The sequence below is a fragment of the Sphingopyxis sp. BSN-002 genome (genome assembly GCF_022024275.1).
In the GTDB taxonomy this organism is placed as follows: domain Bacteria; phylum Pseudomonadota; class Alphaproteobacteria; order Sphingomonadales; family Sphingomonadaceae; genus Sphingopyxis.
In genome coordinates this window covers 3,147,235-3,167,027 of the sequence record NZ_CP091804.1, presented here as the reverse complement: position 1 = coordinate 3,167,027, position 19,793 = coordinate 3,147,235, and the positions used below count along the sequence as shown (strand labels likewise).

At 65.0% G+C, this 19,793-nt stretch carries 23 protein-coding genes; 16 read left to right on the top strand and 7 right to left on the bottom strand.

The window, feature by feature from the left end:
- Nucleotides 1-28 precede the first annotated feature (28 nt).
- From cysS to L7H23_RS15700, 3 genes are read left to right on the top strand one after another with little or no spacing between them, the layout of a single operon-like run.
- On the top strand, nt 29-1,468 hold the full coding sequence (gene cysS, locus L7H23_RS15710) for a cysteine--tRNA ligase (RefSeq protein WP_237836806.1): 1,440 nt from the start codon (nt 29-31) through the stop codon (nt 1,466-1,468).
- Nucleotides 1,469-1,507: 39 nt separating this feature from the next.
- A complete protein-coding gene (locus L7H23_RS15705; RefSeq protein ID WP_237836805.1) occupies nt 1,508-1,864 on the top strand; it encodes a hypothetical protein in 357 nt (118 codons plus the stop codon).
- A 7-nt stretch (nt 1,865-1,871) separates the two neighbouring features.
- The gene (locus L7H23_RS15700) at nt 1,872-2,816 is read left to right on the top strand and encodes a D-2-hydroxyacid dehydrogenase (protein WP_237836804.1); all 945 of its coding nucleotides are present in this window, start codon (nt 1,872-1,874) and stop codon (nt 2,814-2,816) included.
- Here L7H23_RS15700 and L7H23_RS15695 read toward each other — a convergent pair.
- The gene (locus L7H23_RS15695; RefSeq protein ID WP_237836803.1) at nt 2,810-3,268 is read right to left on the bottom strand and encodes a MarR family winged helix-turn-helix transcriptional regulator; all 459 of its coding nucleotides are present in this window, start codon (nt 3,266-3,268) and stop codon (nt 2,810-2,812) included. The genes L7H23_RS15700 and L7H23_RS15695 overlap by 7 nt on opposite strands.
- 75 nt (nt 3,269-3,343) lie before the next feature.
- On the opposite strand from L7H23_RS15695, the gene L7H23_RS15690 reads away from it, so the two are divergent.
- Nucleotides 3,344-3,748, top strand: coding sequence for a nuclear transport factor 2 family protein (locus L7H23_RS15690; RefSeq protein ID WP_237836802.1), 405 nt, complete (start codon nt 3,344-3,346; stop codon nt 3,746-3,748).
- Between the two features lie 7 nt (nt 3,749-3,755).
- On the opposite strand, the gene L7H23_RS15685 is transcribed toward L7H23_RS15690, so the two are convergent.
- The 6 genes from L7H23_RS15685 to pyk all read right to left on the bottom strand — a co-directional run bounded on the left by L7H23_RS15685 (nt 3,756) and on the right by pyk (nt 12,579).
- Entirely contained in the window at nt 3,756-4,604 is an 849-nt protein-coding gene (locus L7H23_RS15685; RefSeq protein ID WP_237836801.1) for a metallophosphoesterase, read from the bottom strand.
- 41 nt (nt 4,605-4,645) lie between these two features.
- Nucleotides 4,646-6,583 (bottom strand): cytochrome c3 family protein, encoded by a 1,938-nt coding sequence (locus tag L7H23_RS15680; RefSeq protein WP_237836800.1) that lies wholly within the window; start codon nt 6,581-6,583, stop codon nt 4,646-4,648.
- A gap of 10 nt (nt 6,584-6,593) precedes the next feature.
- Nucleotides 6,594-7,475 carry a hypothetical protein gene (locus tag L7H23_RS15675; RefSeq protein WP_237836799.1) on the bottom strand — a complete coding sequence of 294 codons (882 nt, stop codon included), beginning with the start codon at nt 7,473-7,475 and terminating at the stop codon, nt 6,594-6,596.
- Nucleotides 7,475-9,910: a cyclic nucleotide-binding domain-containing protein gene (locus L7H23_RS15670; protein ID WP_237836798.1), complete on the bottom strand. Its 2,436-nt coding sequence runs from the start codon at nt 9,908-9,910 to the stop codon at nt 7,475-7,477. Before L7H23_RS15670 ends, L7H23_RS15675 begins: the two co-directional genes overlap by 1 nt.
- A gap of 220 nt (nt 9,911-10,130) precedes the next feature.
- Nucleotides 10,131-10,904, bottom strand: coding sequence for an arginyltransferase (locus L7H23_RS15665; protein WP_237836797.1), 774 nt, complete (start codon nt 10,902-10,904; stop codon nt 10,131-10,133).
- Between the two features lie 220 nt (nt 10,905-11,124).
- A complete protein-coding gene (pyk, locus tag L7H23_RS15660; protein WP_237836796.1) occupies nt 11,125-12,579 on the bottom strand; it encodes a pyruvate kinase in 1,455 nt (484 codons plus the stop codon).
- Nucleotides 12,580-12,685: 106 nt separating this feature from the next.
- Here pyk and L7H23_RS15655 point away from each other — a divergent pair, with 106 nt between their 5' ends.
- From L7H23_RS15655 to L7H23_RS15600, 12 genes are all read left to right on the top strand, one after another.
- Nucleotides 12,686-13,006 carry a DUF1244 domain-containing protein gene (locus L7H23_RS15655; protein ID WP_237836795.1) on the top strand — a complete coding sequence of 107 codons (321 nt, stop codon included), beginning with the start codon at nt 12,686-12,688 and terminating at the stop codon, nt 13,004-13,006.
- Between the two features lie 63 nt (nt 13,007-13,069).
- Complete coding sequence (locus L7H23_RS15650; protein ID WP_237836794.1) at nt 13,070-13,312, top strand: DUF2312 domain-containing protein; 243 nt, start codon at nt 13,070-13,072, stop codon at nt 13,310-13,312.
- 30 nt (nt 13,313-13,342) lie between these two features.
- Nucleotides 13,343-13,660 carry a heavy metal-binding domain-containing protein gene (locus L7H23_RS15645; protein ID WP_237836793.1) on the top strand — a complete coding sequence of 106 codons (318 nt, stop codon included), beginning with the start codon at nt 13,343-13,345 and terminating at the stop codon, nt 13,658-13,660.
- Nucleotides 13,661-13,713: 53 nt separating this feature from the next.
- On the top strand, nt 13,714-14,460 hold the full coding sequence (locus tag L7H23_RS15640) for a YebC/PmpR family DNA-binding transcriptional regulator (RefSeq protein ID WP_237836792.1): 747 nt from the start codon (nt 13,714-13,716) through the stop codon (nt 14,458-14,460).
- 96 nt (nt 14,461-14,556) lie between these two features.
- Entirely contained in the window at nt 14,557-15,030 is a 474-nt protein-coding gene (gene ruvC / locus L7H23_RS15635) for a crossover junction endodeoxyribonuclease RuvC (RefSeq protein WP_237836791.1), read from the top strand.
- Between the two features lie 115 nt (nt 15,031-15,145).
- Nucleotides 15,146-15,745, top strand: coding sequence for a Holliday junction branch migration protein RuvA (gene ruvA / locus L7H23_RS15630; RefSeq protein WP_237836790.1), 600 nt, complete (start codon nt 15,146-15,148; stop codon nt 15,743-15,745).
- On the top strand, nt 15,742-16,143 hold the full coding sequence (locus L7H23_RS15625) for a GFA family protein (RefSeq protein WP_237836789.1): 402 nt from the start codon (nt 15,742-15,744) through the stop codon (nt 16,141-16,143). Before ruvA ends, L7H23_RS15625 begins: the two co-directional genes overlap by 4 nt.
- Entirely contained in the window at nt 16,140-17,168 is a 1,029-nt protein-coding gene (ruvB, locus tag L7H23_RS15620) for a Holliday junction branch migration DNA helicase RuvB (RefSeq protein ID WP_237836788.1), read from the top strand. The genes L7H23_RS15625 and ruvB overlap by 4 nt, the downstream gene beginning before the upstream one ends.
- 115 nt (nt 17,169-17,283) lie before the next feature.
- Complete coding sequence (locus L7H23_RS15615; RefSeq protein ID WP_237836787.1) at nt 17,284-17,763, top strand: YbgC/FadM family acyl-CoA thioesterase; 480 nt, start codon at nt 17,284-17,286, stop codon at nt 17,761-17,763.
- Nucleotides 17,757-18,455, top strand: coding sequence for a protein TolQ (gene tolQ, locus L7H23_RS15610; protein WP_237836786.1), 699 nt, complete (start codon nt 17,757-17,759; stop codon nt 18,453-18,455). Before L7H23_RS15615 ends, tolQ begins: the two co-directional genes overlap by 7 nt.
- Nucleotides 18,455-18,964, top strand: coding sequence for a protein TolR (gene tolR / locus L7H23_RS15605; protein WP_237836785.1), 510 nt, complete (start codon nt 18,455-18,457; stop codon nt 18,962-18,964). Before tolQ ends, tolR begins: the two co-directional genes overlap by 1 nt.
- 10 nt (nt 18,965-18,974) lie before the next feature.
- Nucleotides 18,975-19,793: a hypothetical protein gene (locus tag L7H23_RS15600; protein WP_237836784.1), complete on the top strand. Its 819-nt coding sequence runs from the start codon at nt 18,975-18,977 to the stop codon at nt 19,791-19,793.

Sequence of the window (19,793 nt, the reverse complement as noted above, 5' to 3'; positions counted from 1 at the left end):
TGCGGTTTTGCGGGGCAAGGGCACGGGCATGACCGATGCCCCTGTCCCCCTGCGGCTGTTCAACAGCCTGACGCGCCAGCTGGAAGAATTCCGGCCCGTCCACCCCGGCGAAGCGCGCGTCTATAGCTGCGGGCCGACGGTCTATAATTATCCGCATATCGGCAACATGCGCGCTTATGTCTTCGCCGACACGCTGGGACGCACGCTGTCGTACAAGGGGTACAAGCTTACCCATGTCATCAATATCACCGACGTCGGCCATCTGACCGACGACGCCGACGCGGGCGAGGACAAGCTGGAGAAGGCGGCGGCGGAGCGCGCGCAGTCGATCTGGGATATCGCCAAGCACTATACCGAGGCCTATTGGGCCGATGTGAAGGCGCTCGGCATCCGCCAGCCGGCGCACTGGTCGATCGCGACCGACTATGTTCCCGCGATGATCGAGTTCGCGAAGGCGATCGCCGACAGGCATTGCTACGAACTCGACGGCGGCCTCTATTTCGACACGACGACGGTCGCCGACTACGGCCGCCTCGCGCGCCACGGCACCGATGAGGGCGAAAGCCGCATCGACCCGGTCGAGGGCAAGCGCCACGCCGCCGACTTTGCGATCTGGCGCAAGACGCCCGCGGGAGAGACGCGCCAGATGGAATGGGATTCGCCCTGGGGCCGCGGCGCGCCGGGCTGGCACCTTGAATGTTCGGTGATGTCCGAAGCGCTGCTCGGCTTCCCCTTCGATATCCACACGGGCGGGATCGACCATCGCGAGATCCACCATCCGAACGAGATCGCGCAGAACCAGGCCCACAGCTGCTCGACCGACAGCGGGGCGCGGATGTGGATGCACAATAATTTCCTCGTCGAACGCAGCGGCAAGATGTCGAAGTCGAGCGGCGAATTCCTGCGCGTCCAGCTGCTCATCGACAAGGGTTACCACCCCCTCGCCTATCGCCTGATGTGCCTGCAGGCGCATTATCGCAGCGAGCTGGAATTCAGCTGGGACGGCCTCGGCGCGGCGCTGACCCGGCTGAAGCGACTGGTGATGGCGGCAACCTCGGTGCGCGACGCCGAAACGGTCGTGCCGTCGGACCGGCGCCTGACCGACCTGCTTGCCAGGTTCGATGCGGCGATATCGGAAGACCTGAACACCGCGGTCGCGCTGACCTTGCTCGAAGAGACCGTCGCGATGAAAAAGATCGACACCGGACAGAAACGAGGAGCAGTCGAGGTGATGGATGCCGTGCTCGGGCTCCAGCTACTGACCCTCTCCCGCGAAGATCTTCGCGTCCGCCCCAAGGCCGCGACGATCGGAGAGGACGAGATCGAAGCCATTCTCTTCCGCCGCAAGGAAGCGCGCGCCGCTAAGGACTTTGCGGCCTCCGATGCGCTGCGCGACGAACTCATCGCGGCTGGCGTCGAGGTGATGGACGGCGATCCGCTCGGCTGGGACTGGCGCCTCGCCAATTAGAGACTTGCCCGGGCGCGGCGCGCTGCCTAGCCTCGTTGCATGTCGCAACTGATCTGCTGGCTCCTCGTCGCTCTCGTCCACCTGATCCCCGCGCTGGCGCTGTTCCGGCCGGGCCTGATCACGCGGCTCTATGGCGTCGCGCCGGACAGTCCGCTGTTCCTGCTGATGCACCACCGCGCGGCGCTGTTCTTTGCGGTGCTTGTCGCCTGCATCTGGGCGGCTTTCGATCCGGACGGGCGCAAGCTCGCGACGGTGATCGCCGCGATCAGCATGCTCAGCTTTCTGGCCCTCTATCACAGCCGCGGCCGCCCCGCCGCGCTCGGCACCATCGCCCTCGTCGACCTGATCGGCCTCGCCCCGCTCGCCTGGGCCGGCTGGCACGCTTTCCAGCAGTAGGAAGAATATGACCAAGACCGTCACCGTCCTGTCCGCCATGGTCCGCCCGCTTATCGACGGCCGCCTTCCCGACTGGGTCGAGCCGCGCTTTTTCATGTCGAAAGAGGAAGCGATGGAGCTGGCGCCGGAGGCCGAGATCGGCTGGTTCGACATGTACGACAAGAAGGACATGGCGGCGGCGATCACCGCCGCGACGAAGATGAAATGGCTGAATTCGATCTATGCCGGGGTCGACGGCTTTCCGCTCGACCTGCTCCGAACACGCGGCACGGTGCTGACGAACGGTGCGGGGATCAACGCGATTACCATCGCCGAATATGTCGTGATGGGGATGCTGACCGTCGCCAAGGGCTATCGCGACGTCGTGCGCGCGCAGGAACGGCGCGAATGGCTGATGGAGTCGCCCGGCAAGGTCGAACTGTTCGGATCCAAGGCGCTGCTGCTGGGCTATGGTGCGATCGGCAAGCTGATCGAGGAGCGGCTGAAGGGCTTCGCGGTCGATGTGACGGTCGTGCGGCGCTCGGCGGGCCCGAACACGCTGACCCCCGACCAATGGCGCGATCGCCTCGGTGAATTCGACTGGGTGATCCTCGCGGTTCCGGCAACACCCGAAACCGACGGGATGATCGGCGCAGCCGAGCTGACGGCGATGAAACCGACCGCGACCCTGATCAACATCGCGCGCGGCGCGGTGGTCGATCAGGACGCGCTCGTCGCCGCGCTCGATGCGCAGCAGATCGCCGCCGCCTTCCTCGACGTTACCACGCCCGAGCCACTCCCTGCCGACGACCCGCTGTGGAGCCTCGACAACGCCCATATCACGATGCATCTGTCGGGGCGCGCGCAGGACAAGATGTTCGCGCGTTCGGCGCAGCGCTTCCTCGAGAATCTCGATCGCTGGAAAAAGGGCGAAGCCGTCGAACCGCGCGTCGACCTGACGCTGGGCTACTGACCCGGCGCGGCGCGGCGCAGCGCTGCCTTGATGTCGCGAAGGTCTTTGCGGAGCGCCTCGATGCGTCCCTTGCCGATCTTGTCCGCGATCGCCGCCTCCGCCTCCAGACTGAGCTTCGTCAGCGTCGCAACCGCGTCGCGGCCACGCCGGGTCAGCAGCACCCGCTTGGCACGCCGGTCGCCGGGATCGGCCCCGATCTCGACATAGTCGAGCGCCGCGAGGCCTTCGGTCAGATAGGCCATGCTTTGCTTGGTCATCCCCGCTCGCTCGGCCAGATCGACGACGCGCGATCCCGCCGCGTCGATATGGCGCAGGACGCCCGAATGCGCGGGGCGGAGATCGTCGAACCCCCGGCGCGCCGCGCCCGCGTAGACGCTTTCGCGCATATCTTCATAAATGGCGCGGCAAAGCTGGGCGATACGTTCGCCTTCGGGCGGTTCGGCATTTTCCATCAAGGGATATTGACACAAGACAGATAAACTGTCTATTAGCAATAAAGACAGACAATCTGACCAAATGAGGCATTGATGAACGACGACATTATCGCCCGCAATCTGGCGGTGGCGCATGACCATATCACGAATGAGGGGATCGATCCGGCGTCGGTGATGCATCTCTATACCGACGACATCATCCTCGAAGTGCCGGGACGCGGCCTGCGCTTCGACACGCACGAAGCGATCGAAGCCAACTACCGCCGGATGTTCGCCTCATTCGCCGATGTCGAGATCATCCCGCTCGACCGCTTCGCCACCGAAACACGCGTCTTCGACGACATGATCGTGCGCTTGAGGCTGGTCGGCGACGGGATGGTCAACGCGCCGGTTCCGGTCGGATCACACGTCGAGATGCGGCTGCTCCACGTCTTCCACATGCGGGATGGCAAGATCGCGCGCGAGATCGTGCACGAACAATGGACGCTACTCGGCTGAAATCCGGTCAGACCGGCCGCTCCGCCTTCAATTCGCGCACCAGCGGCTGCAGCCGCTCGTCATATTTGGCGAGCATCGTGTGCGCGCCGGCATGATCGTAGAAGCTGACGAGTTCGCGGCCGTTCCAGCGGTGGAGGGCATAGGCGGGGTCTTCGGCGACGATCATGGGGCGGTCGTCGGGATGGTTCTCGTCGATCGGGCGAAGGTCGAGCGAGACCTGCGGCGCGGTCGACGAGCAGATCGCGACCGTACGCCCCTCCCACGACACGGTGACGCTGCGGTGGAGGTGGCCGCAGATCAGGCCGCGCACCTGCGGGTGGCGCTGGACCACCTCGGTAAACACCGCGACCCACGGCTCATTCGGGTCGGTGTTCATCCATTCGATGCCGCTTTCGACCGGCGGGTGATGCATGACGACATAGGTCGGCTTGGCGGGATCCTTCGCCAGTTCGGCGTCGAGCCAAGCCGCGCGTGACGCGCAGAAAGCGCCGCCGTGGCGCCCTTCCTCAAGCGTGTCGATCGTCACCAACCGCAACTCGGGCAGCTCGATCGTGTACTGGATGAAGCCGTTGCCGTCGTCGAAGCCCGGAAACTGTGCGTGAAAATTGTCGCGGAGGTCGTGGTTCCCGACACTCGGCCAGACCGGGAAGGGACAGCGCGAGAAAGCGGTCGCAAGACGGCGATAGCTGTCCATGTCGCCGCGATCGGTGATATCGCCCGTCGCGAGCAGCAGATCGGGACGGTTCGGGCCCTCGATCAGCACGTCGAGGACGTCGTCGAGCCGTTTGCGGTTATACTCCGCCGGATTGTCGGGATCGAACCCGATATGGATATCGGTGATCTGCGCGATCAGCATATCCGTCCCCTGCTTCCCGCCGGTCGACCCCGGACCAAAATCTAGCCGCCCCGCTCTGCCCCGTGCAGGGCGGGTGTGCGCCACGTCACATCATAGAGCCCCCGCCCCGGTGAACCTGTGACCAAGCTCACACCATAGATAGCGCGAAGAGGTTTATTTGTGATTGCCGCGCTGTTTACCTTGCGTTGGCGCGCCGGCATCCACGGCTTGCCGCCATCCGAATGATATTCGTGGCACATCGCGCAGGGCGATTCGGTCGCGGTCTCGACTTTTACCAGCCGCGCGCCATTCTCGCCGACATGGCAATCGCGGCACTGGCGAAGCCCGGGGATCAGCAAGTCGCTTGCCGCCTTCGAACCCGTCGCCATCGTGTGACAGTCGGCGCATTTCGTTTCCTTGTGCGCATCATGGTCGAACCAGCCCTTGGTCAGGAAGCGCGACGTCTGGTCGACCGCCTGGACGGTCCAGCCTTTACCGCCCTGCGGTGCATAGATCGTGTGGCAGTCGTAGCAGGCCCCTCCCTTCGAGAAGACCGCACGCACCGCATCCTCGGCGCGGTTCGGTCGAACCGCGACCTCGCGGAAATAGATGTTGTAGACCTGCCCCTGCGCATAATCGCCCGGCCGCCGTCGCTCCATGCCGCCGAGCTGCAGCGGCCGCGACGGCGGGGTCGAGCGATAATAGGCGGTCAGATCGGCGACCACCTGGTCGGGCTCCCCGTGACGCAGGGTGCGCGTCACGCCGCCAACCGTCTCGAACGCGAGACTGTGGCACATCGCGCAATCGCGCTCCATTTGCACGGGCTTTATGCGGACGCCATCGGCCTCGGGACGATGGCAATTCTCGCACTCCAGCTTCTTGCCGAAATCGTAGCGGCCGCGGAAACTGGCCGCCATCCGCGCGACGCCTCCGGTCGCCTGCAGATGCAGGTCATGCGGAAATTTGAGCCCGTCGAAGTCGGTGAGCGCACCCTTGCCCGTCACCGCCCGGATCGGCTTCGCGCCGGGCGCCGGGCGCACCATCGGGCGGAATTCAGGGTGGATCGTCCCGAAATCGGCGGCGTCGGCGACGGTCGGCTTGAATCCGGCCTTCAGCAGCCGCGCCGACATGCCGTCGTGACAATCGGCGCAGAATTTCTGCGGCGTCGCAAGCATCGGCCCGGCACCTTCATGCTCGGTATGACATTCGACGCAACGCCCCTGCGGTTTGTTGAAGGTCTTCGCAAAACCCGCGAGAATCCGTTCGCCCACACCCGGCGGATGACGCGCCGCCAGCAACATCGCGGTCGGCGCGTTGGCGTGGGCAGCGCTCATCGCCTTGTGCTCACCGGTGTGACAGCCGACGCACGCTTTGTCGGTCACCGCGACGAACGGCTCGACATGGCACGACTGGCAGTCGTTCTTCAGGCTGGCATGGGCGCTCGACAGCGGTCCCGACATCCATGCCTTGTCGGCGTGATAACCTTCGGGGCGTTCGTCGACATTCTTGAAGCTCTGCCACGCCCAGATCGGCCCGACCAGAAAGGCGAGCAGCATCAGGATCGCAAAGGTCCATGCGCCGAGGCGCTTGCCGGGCATGACGCCCGCCAGCGAAAAGGCTTTCGCCTCGTCGACGTCCTTCGACGATTGCGACAGTTCGTCGATACGTTCGACGAGCAGGATGATCTTCTCGTCCTCGCGCGCAATCGTCAGCCGGTGCCCGCCAAAGCGCAGTTCGGCCCCCGCAGCGCTGTCGATATCGGCGGCATCGACCGTGCGGCCGTTGATGTCGAAGCCCAGCCCTTCGCTCGCCTGCACGCGGACGTGTCGACCGTCGGCGCTGGTGATCGTCGCATGGTGCGGATTCACCGCCAGATCGGCGATGTGGATGATATTGCTGCCCTCGCGGCCCAGCGTGATCGCATCGCCCGGCAACGCCTGGTCGCGGACGATCTGCTTGCCCGTCTTGGTCGTCGAGATCCGGCGCAGGATGAAGCTCATCGTCCCGGCCTCACCAGTAGAAGAAAACGCTGATGATGTGCGCCGACAGCGCCGCGATCAACGCAAAGGTCAGCGGCACATGCACATAAAGCCAGACTTCGAGCAGCGCGCGGATGCGAAGATGCTGGCGCAGCCGCGCCAACGCCGCCTCCTTCTGCTTGAGCAGCCCGATCACCTTCTCGCGCGCCTCCGCATCGCTGCTCCGCGAGGTCGACAGCGCCACGAGCGCCGCCGAGGTCGCGCAGCGCGGATACCGGCCCGAAAGGCGCGCACCGATCCCGCCGGCGAACGGATCCTCGTCGAGCGCGGCGAGCACCGGCGCGGTATCCTCGGGGGTCAACGGCTGGGCGGCAGAATGGAGCTGACGATCGAAGGCGCGGATCGCCTCGAGCATCTGCATCTGCGTCATCTCGTCGCGGTTGTTCGAGAGTGCGGCAGGCAGTGTCGCATAGACGATAACGCCATAGAGCCCCGACAGGATTACCAGCATCATCAGCACCCACGCCAGCGTGTGGACGTTCCAGCCGAGCTGGAAGCCCGTATGCCAGGTGCCGATGACGATCAGGCTGAGACCGAGGTAGACATGCGCCGAGGTCCACGCCTTCAGCGACCAATAGTCGCTCGTCATCTTGCGCTTGCGATAGCCGAGCGCGGTGAGCCACAGGATCAGACCTGCGCCGATGGTGCCGAGCGTATAGCCGTACCAGCTGCCGCCATTAGGCCGCGGCGTCACGTCGATCAGCGCGTAGGAAACGATGATCAGCAGGCACAGCCCGCCCGAGATCTTCGCCCAGCGGAAATTGGCGTAACGCAGGAAGCCCTCGTGCCGCCTTTCGCGGACACGCTCGGTCTGGGTCGCCTTGCTGCGGCGGCGCTTGAAAAGGCTCGCCATCAGCCGGCGTCCTCCTCGAGCCGCGCGATCGAGAGGAACTCTTCGGGCGAGACGCGGATTGCGGCGCCGGTCGGACAGGCGCGGACGCAGGCGGGGCCGCCGGCGATACCCTTGCACATGTCGCACTTCACCGCGATCTTCTTGGGCTTCTCCTCGCCGAGTTTCTTCTTCGTCCACTTGGGCGACGGCTCGCCCGGACCGGGACCGAAGCCGGTCAGCAGCCAGCGCAGCAGGCCGGGCTTTTGCGGCGGCGCCGCTTCCATCCGGATCACGCCATAGGGGCAGTTGCGCATGCAGTTGCCACAGCCGATGCATCCCGGCTCCATGAACACTTCGCCATCGGGGCCGCGATGGATCACGTTCGGCGGACAGTCGGCCATGCAATGCGGATGCTCGCAATGCCGGCAGCTGGTCGGGACGTGCAGATGCGCGAAGGTCTTGCCCGCCTCGCGGTCGAGCCGCGACAGGCCTTCGTGGCTGTCGGCGCATGCCTTTTCGCAATTGTCGCAGCCGACGCACAGATTCTCGTCGATCAGCAGCGCGTCGGTCGCCTCGCCGAGGCCTTCCTTCATGATGAAGCCCGCGGTGTCCGAATAGAGATCAACCGCGCTCGAATAGCTCGCCTTGCGCGATTCGATGAAGCTGTTCATCGCCGCCCGCTCGGCAACCGCCGCCTCCGTCGCCGCCCGTACCTGCGGCCGCTTGGCGAGCATTTCCTTGAACTGCTGTCCCTTCAGCCGGATGACCTCGCTCGCGACCGCGGCCTTGACCGTCGCGTTGCGCGGAGCCCCGCTCAGCACCGCCATTTCGCCGAAATAGCTGCCGGCCGGGAGGTAGCGGAGGAAGATCGACTTGCCGCCGATATCCTTCTCGACCACCATCGAACCCGAACGAACGACATAGACGTCATCGCCCTCGTCGCCCTCGGCGAGCACGACCTTGCCCGCCGCGACCCGCTCGATCGCCGGATCCTCGACGATCGGTTCCAGATCCTCGACCGTCAGCCCGCCCTTGAAGATCTGGAGCAGCTGGCGTTCGAGCGAGATGCGGTTGATCACGCGCTTGGCGCCCGGCACCGCCGCCATCAGCTTGAGCGCCGCGGTGCGCGAGACCTCGACGAAGATGCTGTCCTCGCCCGCACGGATCGTCGCGCCGCGCTTGCGGCCCGAAATCAGGCCGACCTCGCCGAAGATCGAGCCTTGCTCGATCGGTACCGTCATGCCGCCGCCGATGTCGACGACCGCGCTGCCGTCAGCAATCGCGAAGAGTGACGATCCGGGCTCGTTCGCCTCGAACACCACTTCGCCTGTCCGGTAGAATGCGACCTTCGAATCGAGCATGAACTCGCGCATCTGCAACGGCGAAACGTCGGCGAAAATGCGCACCCGCGTCCGCAGGAATTCCAGCCAGTCGGCGACGGATTTCTGCTGCGGCAGGTTGGCGAAGATCGCCGCCAGATCCTTTTCGTCGGCCGGCGTGAGGTTCTTGTTGCCGTTGATGAACTCGACGACGTCATAGCCTTGGTTCATGCAGTGCTTGATCAGCGGATAGCCCGCGAGCGCGCCGATGACGAAGATACCGGGGACGGTCGATTCAAAGGTCGGCGACAGTTTCGGAAAGGCTTCGCGATCAGGGCCGGTGAACTCGATCCCCATCGATTCGACGAAGCCGCGCGGCGCGACCGATCCCAGGCGCGCGACGATGACGTCGCACTGGATCTTCTCGTCACCGGTCGGGGTTTCGAGCGTCAGCCAGCCGGGTTCGACGAGCTTCGGCTGCGTCTCGGTGCGGATCGACATGAAGCCGTTCTCGCCCGCCTCCATCATGTCGGAAACATTCTTCGCCTTGGCGCGCGCGAAATCCTTCGAGCGGTTGAGGATCGTGACGGTATTCTCGAGCGCTTCCTCGGCGACCCCGAGCGCATTCTCGATTCCGGCGTCGCCCGACCCGACGACGGTTATATGCTTGTCCTTGAAATCCTCGGGATCGTCGACCTGGTAGATGATGTGCGGCAGGTCGGCACCGCCGCAACGCATGCGGTTCGGGTTACCCTGCGTCCCGATCGCGAGGACGATATTCTCTGCCTTGTAGACCTCGCCCTTCGCGGTCCTGATCTCGAACGCGCCCTGCTGCCCCGTTACCTCGGTGACTTCGGCATGCTTGACGACATTGACCTTGTTGTTGGCCGCATCCTCGTCCCAGTTACCGAGAATATATTCGCGCGCACCTTCGGCGAACCGGCAGTCGGAACGCAGGTCAAGGCGTTCGGGCGTCGCAAGAACGCGCTTGCCCTTCTGATATTTGAAGATGGTATCGGAGAGGTGATCGGTCTTTTCGAGCAGCACATGGCTAAGCCCCAGCTGCCCCGCACGCGACGCCGCGCTGAGCCCCGCGGGCCCCGAACCGATAATCGCAACCTTGACCGTCTCGCTCATGCGCGCACGATCCCGCTGGCGGAACGCCTGCTTTCGGTCCTGATGCTGAACGCGCGCACGGGCATCCCATTCCCCCCAATCGCCTACCCCTAGGCGACCACCAAACTGGATGCGACCCGGACTTTGTCCTGGACGATGAGCTATGCCCTTGAAAGCGGGAAAAGGTCAACCGGCGAGGCGGCAATTTCGCCTGCTGCGAGACGTTCGCAATAGCGCGGAATTACGCGAGTTCGAACATCGCCGCGATGCGGTCCGACGTCGCCGGCTCGAAGCGCGACCAGCCATCGGGGCCGAGCTTTTCGAGCGGACGGAAGCGCGCCTTGTACGCCATGCGCGGCGAACCTTCGATCCAGTAGCCGAGATAGACGTACGGCAGCCCCGCATTGGCGGCGCGCAGCACATGGTCGGCGATGATATAGGTGCCCAGCCCTTCGCGCATCGGATGCGCGGCATCGAAGAAGCTGTAGATCATCGACAGCCCGTCGCCCTGCCGGTCGGTCAGACAGCAACCGACAAGGCGGCCCTTGCGGCCGTCGACCGTCGGTTCGCGATATTCGATCATGTAGGAATCGACCGGGGTCTGCTCGACCATGTCGGCGAAATCCTGTTCGTCCATATCGGCCATGCCGCCGTTCGGATGGCGCGAGCCGAGGTAGGAGCGCAGCAGCGCATATTGTTCTTCGGTCGCCCACGGCTTGCACGCGGTGGCGACCAGATCGTTGTTGCGGCGGATCGTCCGTTTCTGCGAATTGCTGGGCATGAACTCGCTCGCGCAGACGCGCACCGAGACACAGGCCGAACAGTCCGCGCAACTCGGGCGATAGGCGACCGACTGGCTGCGCCGGAACCCGATTCGGCCGAGCGCATCATTCAGTTCGTTCGCATTGTTTCCGCTGAGTTCAGTGAACACCTTCCGCTCGGTCTTGCCCTCGAGATAGGGGCACGGAGCGGGGCTGGTGACGAAAAAGCGCGGGAAACGGAACGGTGCGGACACGCGAGACAGACCTCCGGAATGGCGTTGCGGAGCCCCCCGACGCGGGTCCGTTGCGCTACATCCACCGGTTATGCCGTGCTGCGTCAATGGTGCAAAGACCATTTACCATTTTTGTCCGTCCCGTTCTGATTCAGCTTCGAAAAATTCTGAATCGCCCAGTAACTCTTGTGCCGATTTGAATCGAAAGGCCGCCCCTCCGCCGGCGCAGCGAAGCTGCGTGCTAGGCGTAGCCGCGAAGCTCGTCGCCGGTGAGCGTCGCCACATGGAGCACATTGGTCGAGCCCGGCGTACCGAAAGGCACACCGGCCATCATCACCAGCTTCGATCCCGCGGTGCCGATCCCGTGGCGCAGCGCCATGCGCTTGCCCTTGGCGATCATCTCTTCGAAGCTGCCGATGTCCTTGGTCGGCACCGCATGCGCGCCCCACAGCAATCCCATGCGCCGTGCGGCTTCGCGCTTCGGCGTCAGCACGAGCAGCGGCGCACCCGCACGCTCGCGCGCAACCCGGCGCGCCGTCGAGCCCGAGAAGGTGAAACAGATGATCGCATCGGCGCCGATCGTCCGCGTGATATCGCCCGCCGCCTCTGCGAGCGCATCGGCGGTCGTGGAATCGGGCTGCGTCTCCGTGAAGTGCAGGCGGCGGAAATAGTCGGGATCGCTTTCGACCGAGCGCGCGATCGAATCCATCATTGTCACCGCCTCGACCGGCCAGGCGCCCGCTGCGGTCTCGGCCGACAGCATGATCGCGTCCGCACCGTCATAAACCGCGGTCGCGACGTCCGAGACTTCGGCGCGCGTCGGCGACGGGGAGACGATCATCGATTCGAGCATCTGCGTCGCGACGACGACGGGTTTGCCCATGCGGCGGGCGGTCGCGACGATCTTTTTCTGGAGCGGCGGCACCGCCTCGGGCGGCAGCTCGACGCCCAGATCGCCGCGCGCGACCATCGCTGCGTCGGCGATCTCGAGGATCTCTTCGATCCGCTGAACCCCCGAAGGCTTTTCGAACTTCACGAGCAGCGCGGCCTTGCCGCCGATCAGCCGCCGCGCCTCGGCAACGTCCTCGGGACGCTGGACGAACGACAGCGCGATCCAGTCGACATGCTGTTCGAGCGCGAAGGTCAGATCCTTGCGGTCCTTCTCGGTCAGCGCCGCGAGCGGGACGACGACATCGGGGACGTTGACGCCCTTCCTGTCCGAAATCTTGCCGCCGACCTCGACGATCGTCTCGATGCGGTCCTTCGCGACGCTCTTCACGCGGAGCACGAGCTTGCCGTCGTCGACGAGCAGGCGCGTATCGGGTTCGAGCGCGGCGAAGAGTTCGGGGTGCGGCAAATGGACGCGGCTCGCGTCGCCGGGCGCCTTGTCGGTATCGAGGACGAAAGGCTTGCCTTTCACGAGTTCGGCGGGGCCATCCTTGAAAGTGCCGACGCGCAGCTTCGGCCCCTGCAGGTCGACGAGGATCGTCGTCGGGCGGCCGGTTTCCTTCTCGAGCGCGCGGATCGCGGCGATGACCTTCGCATGCCCGGCATGATCGCCATGGCTCATATTGACGCGGAAGGCGTCGGCGCCGGCGACATGCAGCGCGGCGATCATCTCGGGGTTCGCGCTCGCGGGGCCAAGGGTCGCCAGGATACGCACCTTGCGCTGGCGGGGGGTGAAATGCTGGGCCACGGATGCTCCGGAATGAGAGTTTGGATGGCCGCTTGCCTAGGCCTGTTGCCCCCGTCTAGGCAAGCCGCGTATAGCTATTCATCGGCCGACAAGAAGGGAATCCGCCATGTCCTGCAGCGACGACACGACCGCAGCGAACGATGCGCTCGATAGCCTCGACGATGCGGTTGCCGCCGCAGCGTTCCGCCGTCTCGTCCGCCTGCTCCAGCATCGCAGCGACGCCGCGAACATCGACCTGATGGGGCTCGCCGGATTCTGCCGCAACTGCCTCGGCGACTGGATCGCCGAAGCGGGGGAGATGGACAAGGAGGCCGGTCGTGCGATCGTCCACGGCATGCCGACCGCCGACTGGAAAGCGCGCTTCCATACTCCGGCCACCGCAGAGCAGCTTACGCGGATGGAAGAAAGCATGGCCAAGAATCCCTGACCCCGCTAGGTGGGCCGCGAGGCGATTCTCGCCACCCAAATCCAACCTTTAGCGGAGTCAAAAATGAGCGAAGCCACCGTGTCCGACGAACAACTGCGTCTTTTCATCGAGCGCATCGAGCGTCTGGAAGAAGAGAAGAAGGGCATCGCCGACGATATCCGCGACGTCTATCTGGAATCGAAGTCGCAGGGCTATGACCCCAAGATCATGCGCCAGATCGTCCGCCTGCGCAAAATGCCGATCCACGACCGCAAGGAAATGGAAGCGATCCTCGACGTCTATAAATCGGCGCTCGGCATCGCCTGACGCCTTTTCATCCAAGCCGGGAGAATGACGATGTTCAGCACCACCACGAATAATGTCGAAGGCCATCCGGTCCGCGAATATCTGGGCATCGTCACCGGCGAGGTGATCGTAGGCGCCAATCTGTTCCGCGACCTGTTCGCGAGCATCACCGACATCGTCGGCGGCCGTTCGGGCAAATATGAGGACGTCCTCGCCCGCGCCCGCAAGGAAGCGATCGCCGAGATGGAAGCCGAAGCGGCGCGCCTCGGCGGCAATGCCGTGATCGGCGTCGATCTCGACTATGAGGTGCTAGGACAGAACGGCTCGATGCTGATGGTCAGCGCGTCGGGAACCGCCGTGGTTGTCTGATCGGCGTGCCCGCGCTAGGGCGGCGCCAGATTTTTCCTTTGAGGAGGTAGGCCGTGGCAGGCCATAGTAAATTCAAGAACATCATGCACCGCAAGGGTGCGCAGGACAAAAAGCGCAGCAGCCTCTTTTCGAAGCTCAGCCGCGAAATCACCGTCGCGGCGAAGATGGGCCTGCCCGATCCCGACGCGAACGCGCGCCTGCGCGCCGCGGTCAACGCCGCCAAGGCGCAGTCGATGCCGAAGGACAATATCCAGCGCGCGATCGACAAGGCGGCGGGCAATGACGGCGATAACTATGAAGAGATCCGCTACGAAGGCTATGGCCCCGGCGGCGTCTCGCTGATCGTCGAGGCGCTGACCGACAACCGCAACCGCACCGCGACCAACGTCCGCACCGCGTTCAGCAAGAACGGCGGCAACCTCGGCACCTCGGGCAGCGTCAGCCACGGCTTCGATCGCCTCGGCATGATCAGCTATGGCGCGGGCGCGGGCGATGCCGACACGGTGTTCGAAGCCGCGCTCGATGCCGGCGCCGACGATGTCGAATCGTCCGAGGACGGCCACGATATCTGGACCAGCGTCGACAGCCTGCACGAAGTCGCGAAGGCGCTCGAAGCGAAGCTCGGCGAGGCCGAGGGCGTCAAGCTCGCCTGGCGTCCCACGCTGAAGAGCGAAGTCGCCGACGAGAGCATCGCGCAGACGCTGTTCAAGCTGATCGACACGCTCGACGACGACGACGACGTGCAGACCGTGTGGGGCAATTACGAAATCCCCGACGCGGTGATGGAAAAGCTTGGCTAAAAGCCAGAATCCGTTCGCATCGAGCGAAGTCGAGATGCCCATCGGTCGCGCATGCCTTCTGGGTGTCTCGACTTCGCTCGACACGAACGGGAACAGATGATCATCCTCGGCCTCGATCCCTCGCTCAGCTGCACCGGCTGGGGCGTCATCCGCGTCGAGGGCAGCCGGATCAGCCACATCGCCAACGGGCAGGTGAAGACCGACGCCAAGGCTCCCCTGCCCGACCGGCTCGTGCATCTCGATACCGTGCTAGCGGCGGTGATCGCCGATCACGCGCCCGCCTGCGCCGCGGTCGAGGAAGTCTTCGTCAACGACAATCCGCAATCGACGCTGAAGCTGGCGCATGCCCGCGGCGTCGCGCTGCTCGCTTGTGCGCGAGCGGGGCTGACGGTGGGCGAATATGCACCGCGGCTGGTCAAGAAGGCGGTCGTCGGCACCGGCGCCGCGGCGAAGGAGCAGGTACAGGCGATGCTGCGCATCCTGCTGCCCGGTGCAAAGGTCACGGGCGCCGATGCGGCCGACGCACTGGCAGTAGCGATCTGCCATGCGAACCATCGTCCCAAAGCCTAAATCTCCGTACCGTTCGTCCTGAGCTTGTCGAAGGACCGTTCTTCTTCTAGGGAGAACAAAGAGTGAAAGAACGGCGCTTCGACAGGCTCAGCGCGAACGGCTATTTGGGGGCTCGATGATCGCCAAACTTACCGGACGGCTGGACAGCAGCAGCGCAGGCCATGCGGTGATCGACGTCGGCGGCGTCGGCTATCTGGTCGAGGCTTCGGCGCGCACGCTCGACGCGCTCGGTCCGGTCGGCGGCGATGTCACCATCCATACCGAAATGCTCGTCGGCGAAGATTTCCTGCGCCTGCTCGGCTTTGCCAAGGCCGAGGAGCGCGACTGGTTCCGCCTGCTCACCAGCGTGCAGGGCGTCGGCGCCAAAGTCGCGCTCGCGATCCTGTCGGCGCTGGAAATCGGCGACCTGCAGCGCGCGCTTGCCAGCGGCGACAGCGCGATGATCGCGCGCGCGAACGGCGTCGGGCCGAAGCTCGCGCAGCGGATTGCGCATGAACTCAAAGACAAGGCGGGGGCACTCGGCGGAATTGCAGGCACGGGCCCGGTTCTCGCGGCAACCGCCGGCCCGCTCAGCGACGCTGTCGCCGCCCTCACCGGCCTCGGCTTCAAGCCCGGCGAGGCAAGTGCCGCCGTTGCTGCCGCCAGTGAGGAACTGGGCGCGGGTGCGAGCCTTGACGCGCTGGTGCGCGTGGCGCTCAAAAAGGCGGCTAAGTGACCGAGCGCACCCGCCACGCCTCCTGCCGCTGCGGGCAGCTCCGTATCGCCTGCGCCGGCGAGCCGATCCGCGTGTCGGTCTGCCACTGTCGCAATTGCAAGGCGCGGAGCGGCAGCGCCTTTGCCGCGCAGGCGCGCTTCCCCGCCGATCAGGTTCGCACCGAAGGCGAAGCGAAATTGTACCAGCATCCCGGCGGCAGCGGCACGCTCGCGGACTTCTACTTCTGCGAAAACTGCGGCTCCACGCTCTGGTTCCTCAATCGTCCGGATCTCGATAGCTATGCCGTGCCGATCGGCAATTTCGAACCCGGCCATGACTTCGAGCTGCAATTTTCAGTCTATGAGGATCGTCAGGAACCTTGGGTTTGCATCCTCGGCGAGGCAATAGAGCGTTTATGACCGAGCCCGCCCTTACCACCCCGCTGCGTACCCCCGAGGATGCCGACGCCGCACTGCGGCCGAAGTCGCTGGCCGAGTTCGTCGGACAGGCCGCAGCGCGCGAGAATTTGCGGGTGTTTATCGAGGCGGCGAAGGCCCGGGCGGACGCGCTCGACCATGTACTCTTCTATGGCCCGCCGGGGCTCGGCAAGACGACGCTGGCGCAGATCGTCGCCAAGGAGCTCGGCGTCGGGTTCCGCTCGACCAGCGGCCCTGTGATCGCAAAGGCGGGCGACCTTGCCGCGCTGCTCACCAATCTGGAGGACGGCGACGTCCTCTTCATCGACGAGATTCACCGGCTGTCGCCCGCGGTCGAGGAAATCCTCTATCCCGCGATGGAAGACCGCGCGCTCGACATCATGATCGGTGAAGGACCGTCGGCGCGAAGTGTGCGGATCGACCTGCCGAAGTTCACCCTCGTCGGCGCGACGACGCGGCAAGGGTTGCTGACGACGCCGCTGCGCGACCGCTTCGGCATTCCGGTGCGGCTCAACTTCTACACACATGGCGAGCTGGAGCAGGTCATCTCGCGTGCCGCGCGTCTGCTCGCCCTGCCGATCGCCGCCGATGGTGCGCTGGAGATCGCGAAGCGCTCGCGCGGAACGCCGCGCATCGCGGGCCGCCTGCTCCGCCGCGTGCGCGATTTCGCGACCGTTGCAGGGCATGAGATCGTCGATGCGAAAGCCGCCGATGCCGCACTCAACCGGCTGGAGGTCGACGCGCTCGGGCTCGATGCGATGGACCGCCGCTACCTCACCATGATCGCCGACATCTATCGCGGTGGCCCGGTCGGTGTGGAGACGCTGGCGGCAGGGCTCAGCGAGCCGCGCGACACGATCGAGGATGTGATCGAACCCTATCTGCTGCAGGCAGGCCTCATTGCCCGCACCGCGCGCGGACGCATGCTGAACGCGAGCGCGTGGAAGCATCTGGGGCTGAATCCGCCACAGGGCACGCAGGACGGACTTTTCGACAACGGGAAATAGCGGGGGCAAATAGCGCGGATTCCTGCGCCTTTCATTCCACCAACCGGCGCTCAGGTGCGACGAACCGTTGATCAGGGGTTTGCGACGAGTCGTTGCCCCGCTATCGGTTAACCAGATGGCAGATGTTCCTCCACCCTTCGTCCCCGGCGCCTTCGTCGGGGCCGCGCACCATTACCGCGCGCGCATCTATTTCGAGGACACCGACCTGTCGGGAATCGTCTATCACGCCAATTATCTGCGCTATATGGAGCGCGCGCGCTCCGACATGCTGCGCCTCGCCGGCATCGACCAGCGCGCGGCGATGGAGGGCGGCGAAGGCGCGTGGGCGGTCACCGATCTGACCATCAAATATCGTAGTCCTGCGAAGCTCGACGACGACATCCTCGTCGTCAGCACCGTCGAGGCGGTGCGCGGTGCGAGCGTGATTATCGCACAGCGCATCCTTCGCGGTCAGGACGCGTTAAGTTCCGACACGCTTACCGAGGGCCGTGTTACCGCGGCCTTCCTGTCGCCCGAAGGCCGGCCGCGCCGTCAACCTGCGGGCTGGGCCGACCGCTTTACCGCCATCATGAATGGAGAGACTTTCCCTTGCTAGACAATATCAAGCTGGCCGCCGACGCGGCGACTTTGTCCCCTATCGCGCTGTTCCTGCAGGCCGACTGGGTCGTCAAAGGCGTGATGATCGGGCTGTTGCTCGCATCGGTCTATGTCTGGGCAGTGATCTTCACGCACGGCCGCGGCGTCGGCAAGATGATGCGCGCGTCGGACCAGTTCGAGCGCGATTTCTGGCGCGCCGAAAATATCGACAAATTCTATGACAAGAACAGCACCGAGGAATTGCCGAGCGCAAAGGTTCTTGCCGCCGGCATCAGCGAGTGGCGCCGCTCGACCAAGGGCAAGGTCGTCGACCGCGACGGCACGCGCGAACGGCTCGGTATCGCGATGAACGCCGCGGTTGAGGGTGAGGTCGACCGGCTCGCCGAGAAGATCGGCACGCTCGCCACGATCGGTGCGGTCGCGCCGTTCGTAGGCCTGTTCGGCACAGTGTGGGGGATCATGCGCGCCTTCACCGAAATCGCCGCGCAGAACAACAGCAGCCTCGCCGTCGTTGCCCCGGGTATCGCCGAGGCGCTTTTCGCGACCGCGATCGGCCTGTTCGCGGCGATCCCCGCCGTGATCGCCTATAATGCCTTCTCGCAGCGCCTGAACCGTCTGGAATCGCGCCTCGGCCGCTTTGCCGACGGATTGCATGCGACCTTCAGCCGCGAGCTCGAGGTGGACGCCTGATGGCGATGTCGGGCCCTTCGGGCGGCGCCGGCGGACGGCGGCGCGGTCGCGGTTCCCGCCGCGCGCCGATGTCCGACATCAACGTCACCCCGCTCGTTGACGTGATGCTGGTGCTGCTGATCATCTTCATGATCACCGCGCCCCTGCTCGCCTCCGCCGTTCCGATCGACCTGCCCGAAAGCCGCGCGAAGCCGGTCGAAACCGAGGAGCAGGAGCCGGTGCAGCTGTCGATCAACGCCGACGACAAGATCTATCTTGGCGATCAGGTCGTCGCCGAAGCCGAGTTGCCGGCGCGGCTCGACGCGATCGCGCGCGAGAATGAGGGCAAGGACAAGCCGCGCCAGATCATGCTGCGCGCGGACCGCGGCCTCGACTACGGCCGCGTCATGCACGTCATGGGCGAGCTTAACCGCGCCGGGCTGACGCGGATCGCGCTGGTCACGACCGGAGCCGATAGCACCGCCGCCGCCGAGGCCGCGGTCACCAACGGTTCAGGCAGCGGCCAATAGGTTCGGGATCATGGCTGCCACAACAGCACCAAGGGGGAACCGGAACGCCAGCATCGCCATCGCGGTGCTGCTGCACATACTGGTGATCGGCCTGCTGTCGGTGCAATGGAGCCGCGGCGACCGGCGCTTCGACAATCCGCCGATGGAGGTCGATCTGGTCGCCGAAACCGCGACGCAGTCGTCGGCGCCGGTGATCAGCCAGACGCCGCCCGCCGCAAGGCTCGGCGAGGAAGACGCGACCGATATCGCATCGCCCGAGCCCGTGCCTGCTCCCCCGATACCCGAGCCGGTCGTCCGCCCGACACCCGCACCAGCACCGAAACAGGTCGCTCGGCCGGTTCCGACGCCCCCGAAGAAGGCGCCCCCGGCCGCGACAAAGGCGCCCCCCAAGGCTGCACCGAAAACGCCGGTTAAAAAGCCGGGTGCGCAACCGACCGGCCGCCCCACAGGGAATCTGGACGGCATCGGCCGCGAACTTACAAAATCGCCGAGCAAGGGCGCGCCGGCCGCCACGACGTCGGCGCAGGTGAAACGCTCGATCGATGTCAGCATCAGGGCAAAAATCACCCCCCCGTGGAATCGCTGCAAGGTGTCGGGGCTGGACGCCGATCAGCTCGTGACAACGGTGAAATTCCGGCTCTCGCAGTCGGGCGCGCTGACGTCATTCAGCAGCGTGACGACGTCGGGCGTCAACGAGAGCAACAAGCCCCAGGTCGCCATCCATCAGGAATGCGCGAAGAAGGCGATCCAGCTGGCCAGCCCGTTCGATCTTGATCCCGACAACTATGACTACTGGAAAGAGTATACTCTTCACCTGGAAAAGAAATGA

Bases quoted from the DNA above. Each gene is read 5' to 3' on its own strand.
- L7H23_RS15645 (WP_237836793.1), top strand. From the start codon at position 13,343: ATGTTCAGCACCACCACGAATAATGTCGAAGGCCATCCGGTCCGCGAA.
- L7H23_RS15700 (WP_237836804.1), top strand. From the start codon at position 1,872: ATGACCAAGACCGTCACCGTCCTGTCCGCCATGGTCCGCCCGCTTATC.
- L7H23_RS15685 (WP_237836801.1), bottom strand. From the start codon at position 4,604: ATGCTGATCGCGCAGATCACCGATATCCATATCGGGTTCGATCCCGAC.
- L7H23_RS15655 (WP_237836795.1), top strand. From the start codon at position 12,686: ATGTCCTGCAGCGACGACACGACCGCAGCGAACGATGCGCTCGATAGC.
- L7H23_RS15600 (WP_237836784.1), top strand. From the start codon at position 18,975: ATGGCTGCCACAACAGCACCAAGGGGGAACCGGAACGCCAGCATCGCC.
- L7H23_RS15690 (WP_237836802.1), top strand. From the start codon at position 3,344: ATGAACGACGACATTATCGCCCGCAATCTGGCGGTGGCGCATGACCAT.
- L7H23_RS15670 (WP_237836798.1), bottom strand. From the start codon at position 9,910: ATGAGCGAGACGGTCAAGGTTGCGATTATCGGTTCGGGGCCCGCGGGG.
- L7H23_RS15680 (WP_237836800.1), bottom strand. From the start codon at position 6,583: ATGAGCTTCATCCTGCGCCGGATCTCGACGACCAAGACGGGCAAGCAG.
- L7H23_RS15615 (WP_237836787.1), top strand. From the start codon at position 17,284: ATGGCAGATGTTCCTCCACCCTTCGTCCCCGGCGCCTTCGTCGGGGCC.
- L7H23_RS15695 (WP_237836803.1), bottom strand. From the start codon at position 3,268: ATGGAAAATGCCGAACCGCCCGAAGGCGAACGTATCGCCCAGCTTTGC.
- L7H23_RS15705 (WP_237836805.1), top strand. From the start codon at position 1,508: ATGTCGCAACTGATCTGCTGGCTCCTCGTCGCTCTCGTCCACCTGATC.
- L7H23_RS15675 (WP_237836799.1), bottom strand. From the start codon at position 7,475: ATGGCGAGCCTTTTCAAGCGCCGCCGCAGCAAGGCGACCCAGACCGAG.
- ruvC (WP_237836791.1), top strand. From the start codon at position 14,557: ATGATCATCCTCGGCCTCGATCCCTCGCTCAGCTGCACCGGCTGGGGC.
- cysS (WP_237836806.1), top strand. From the start codon at position 29: ATGACCGATGCCCCTGTCCCCCTGCGGCTGTTCAACAGCCTGACGCGC.
- L7H23_RS15650 (WP_237836794.1), top strand. From the start codon at position 13,070: ATGAGCGAAGCCACCGTGTCCGACGAACAACTGCGTCTTTTCATCGAG.
- ruvA (WP_237836790.1), top strand. From the start codon at position 15,146: ATGATCGCCAAACTTACCGGACGGCTGGACAGCAGCAGCGCAGGCCAT.
- tolR (WP_237836785.1), top strand. From the start codon at position 18,455: ATGGCGATGTCGGGCCCTTCGGGCGGCGCCGGCGGACGGCGGCGCGGT.
- ruvB (WP_237836788.1), top strand. From the start codon at position 16,140: ATGACCGAGCCCGCCCTTACCACCCCGCTGCGTACCCCCGAGGATGCC.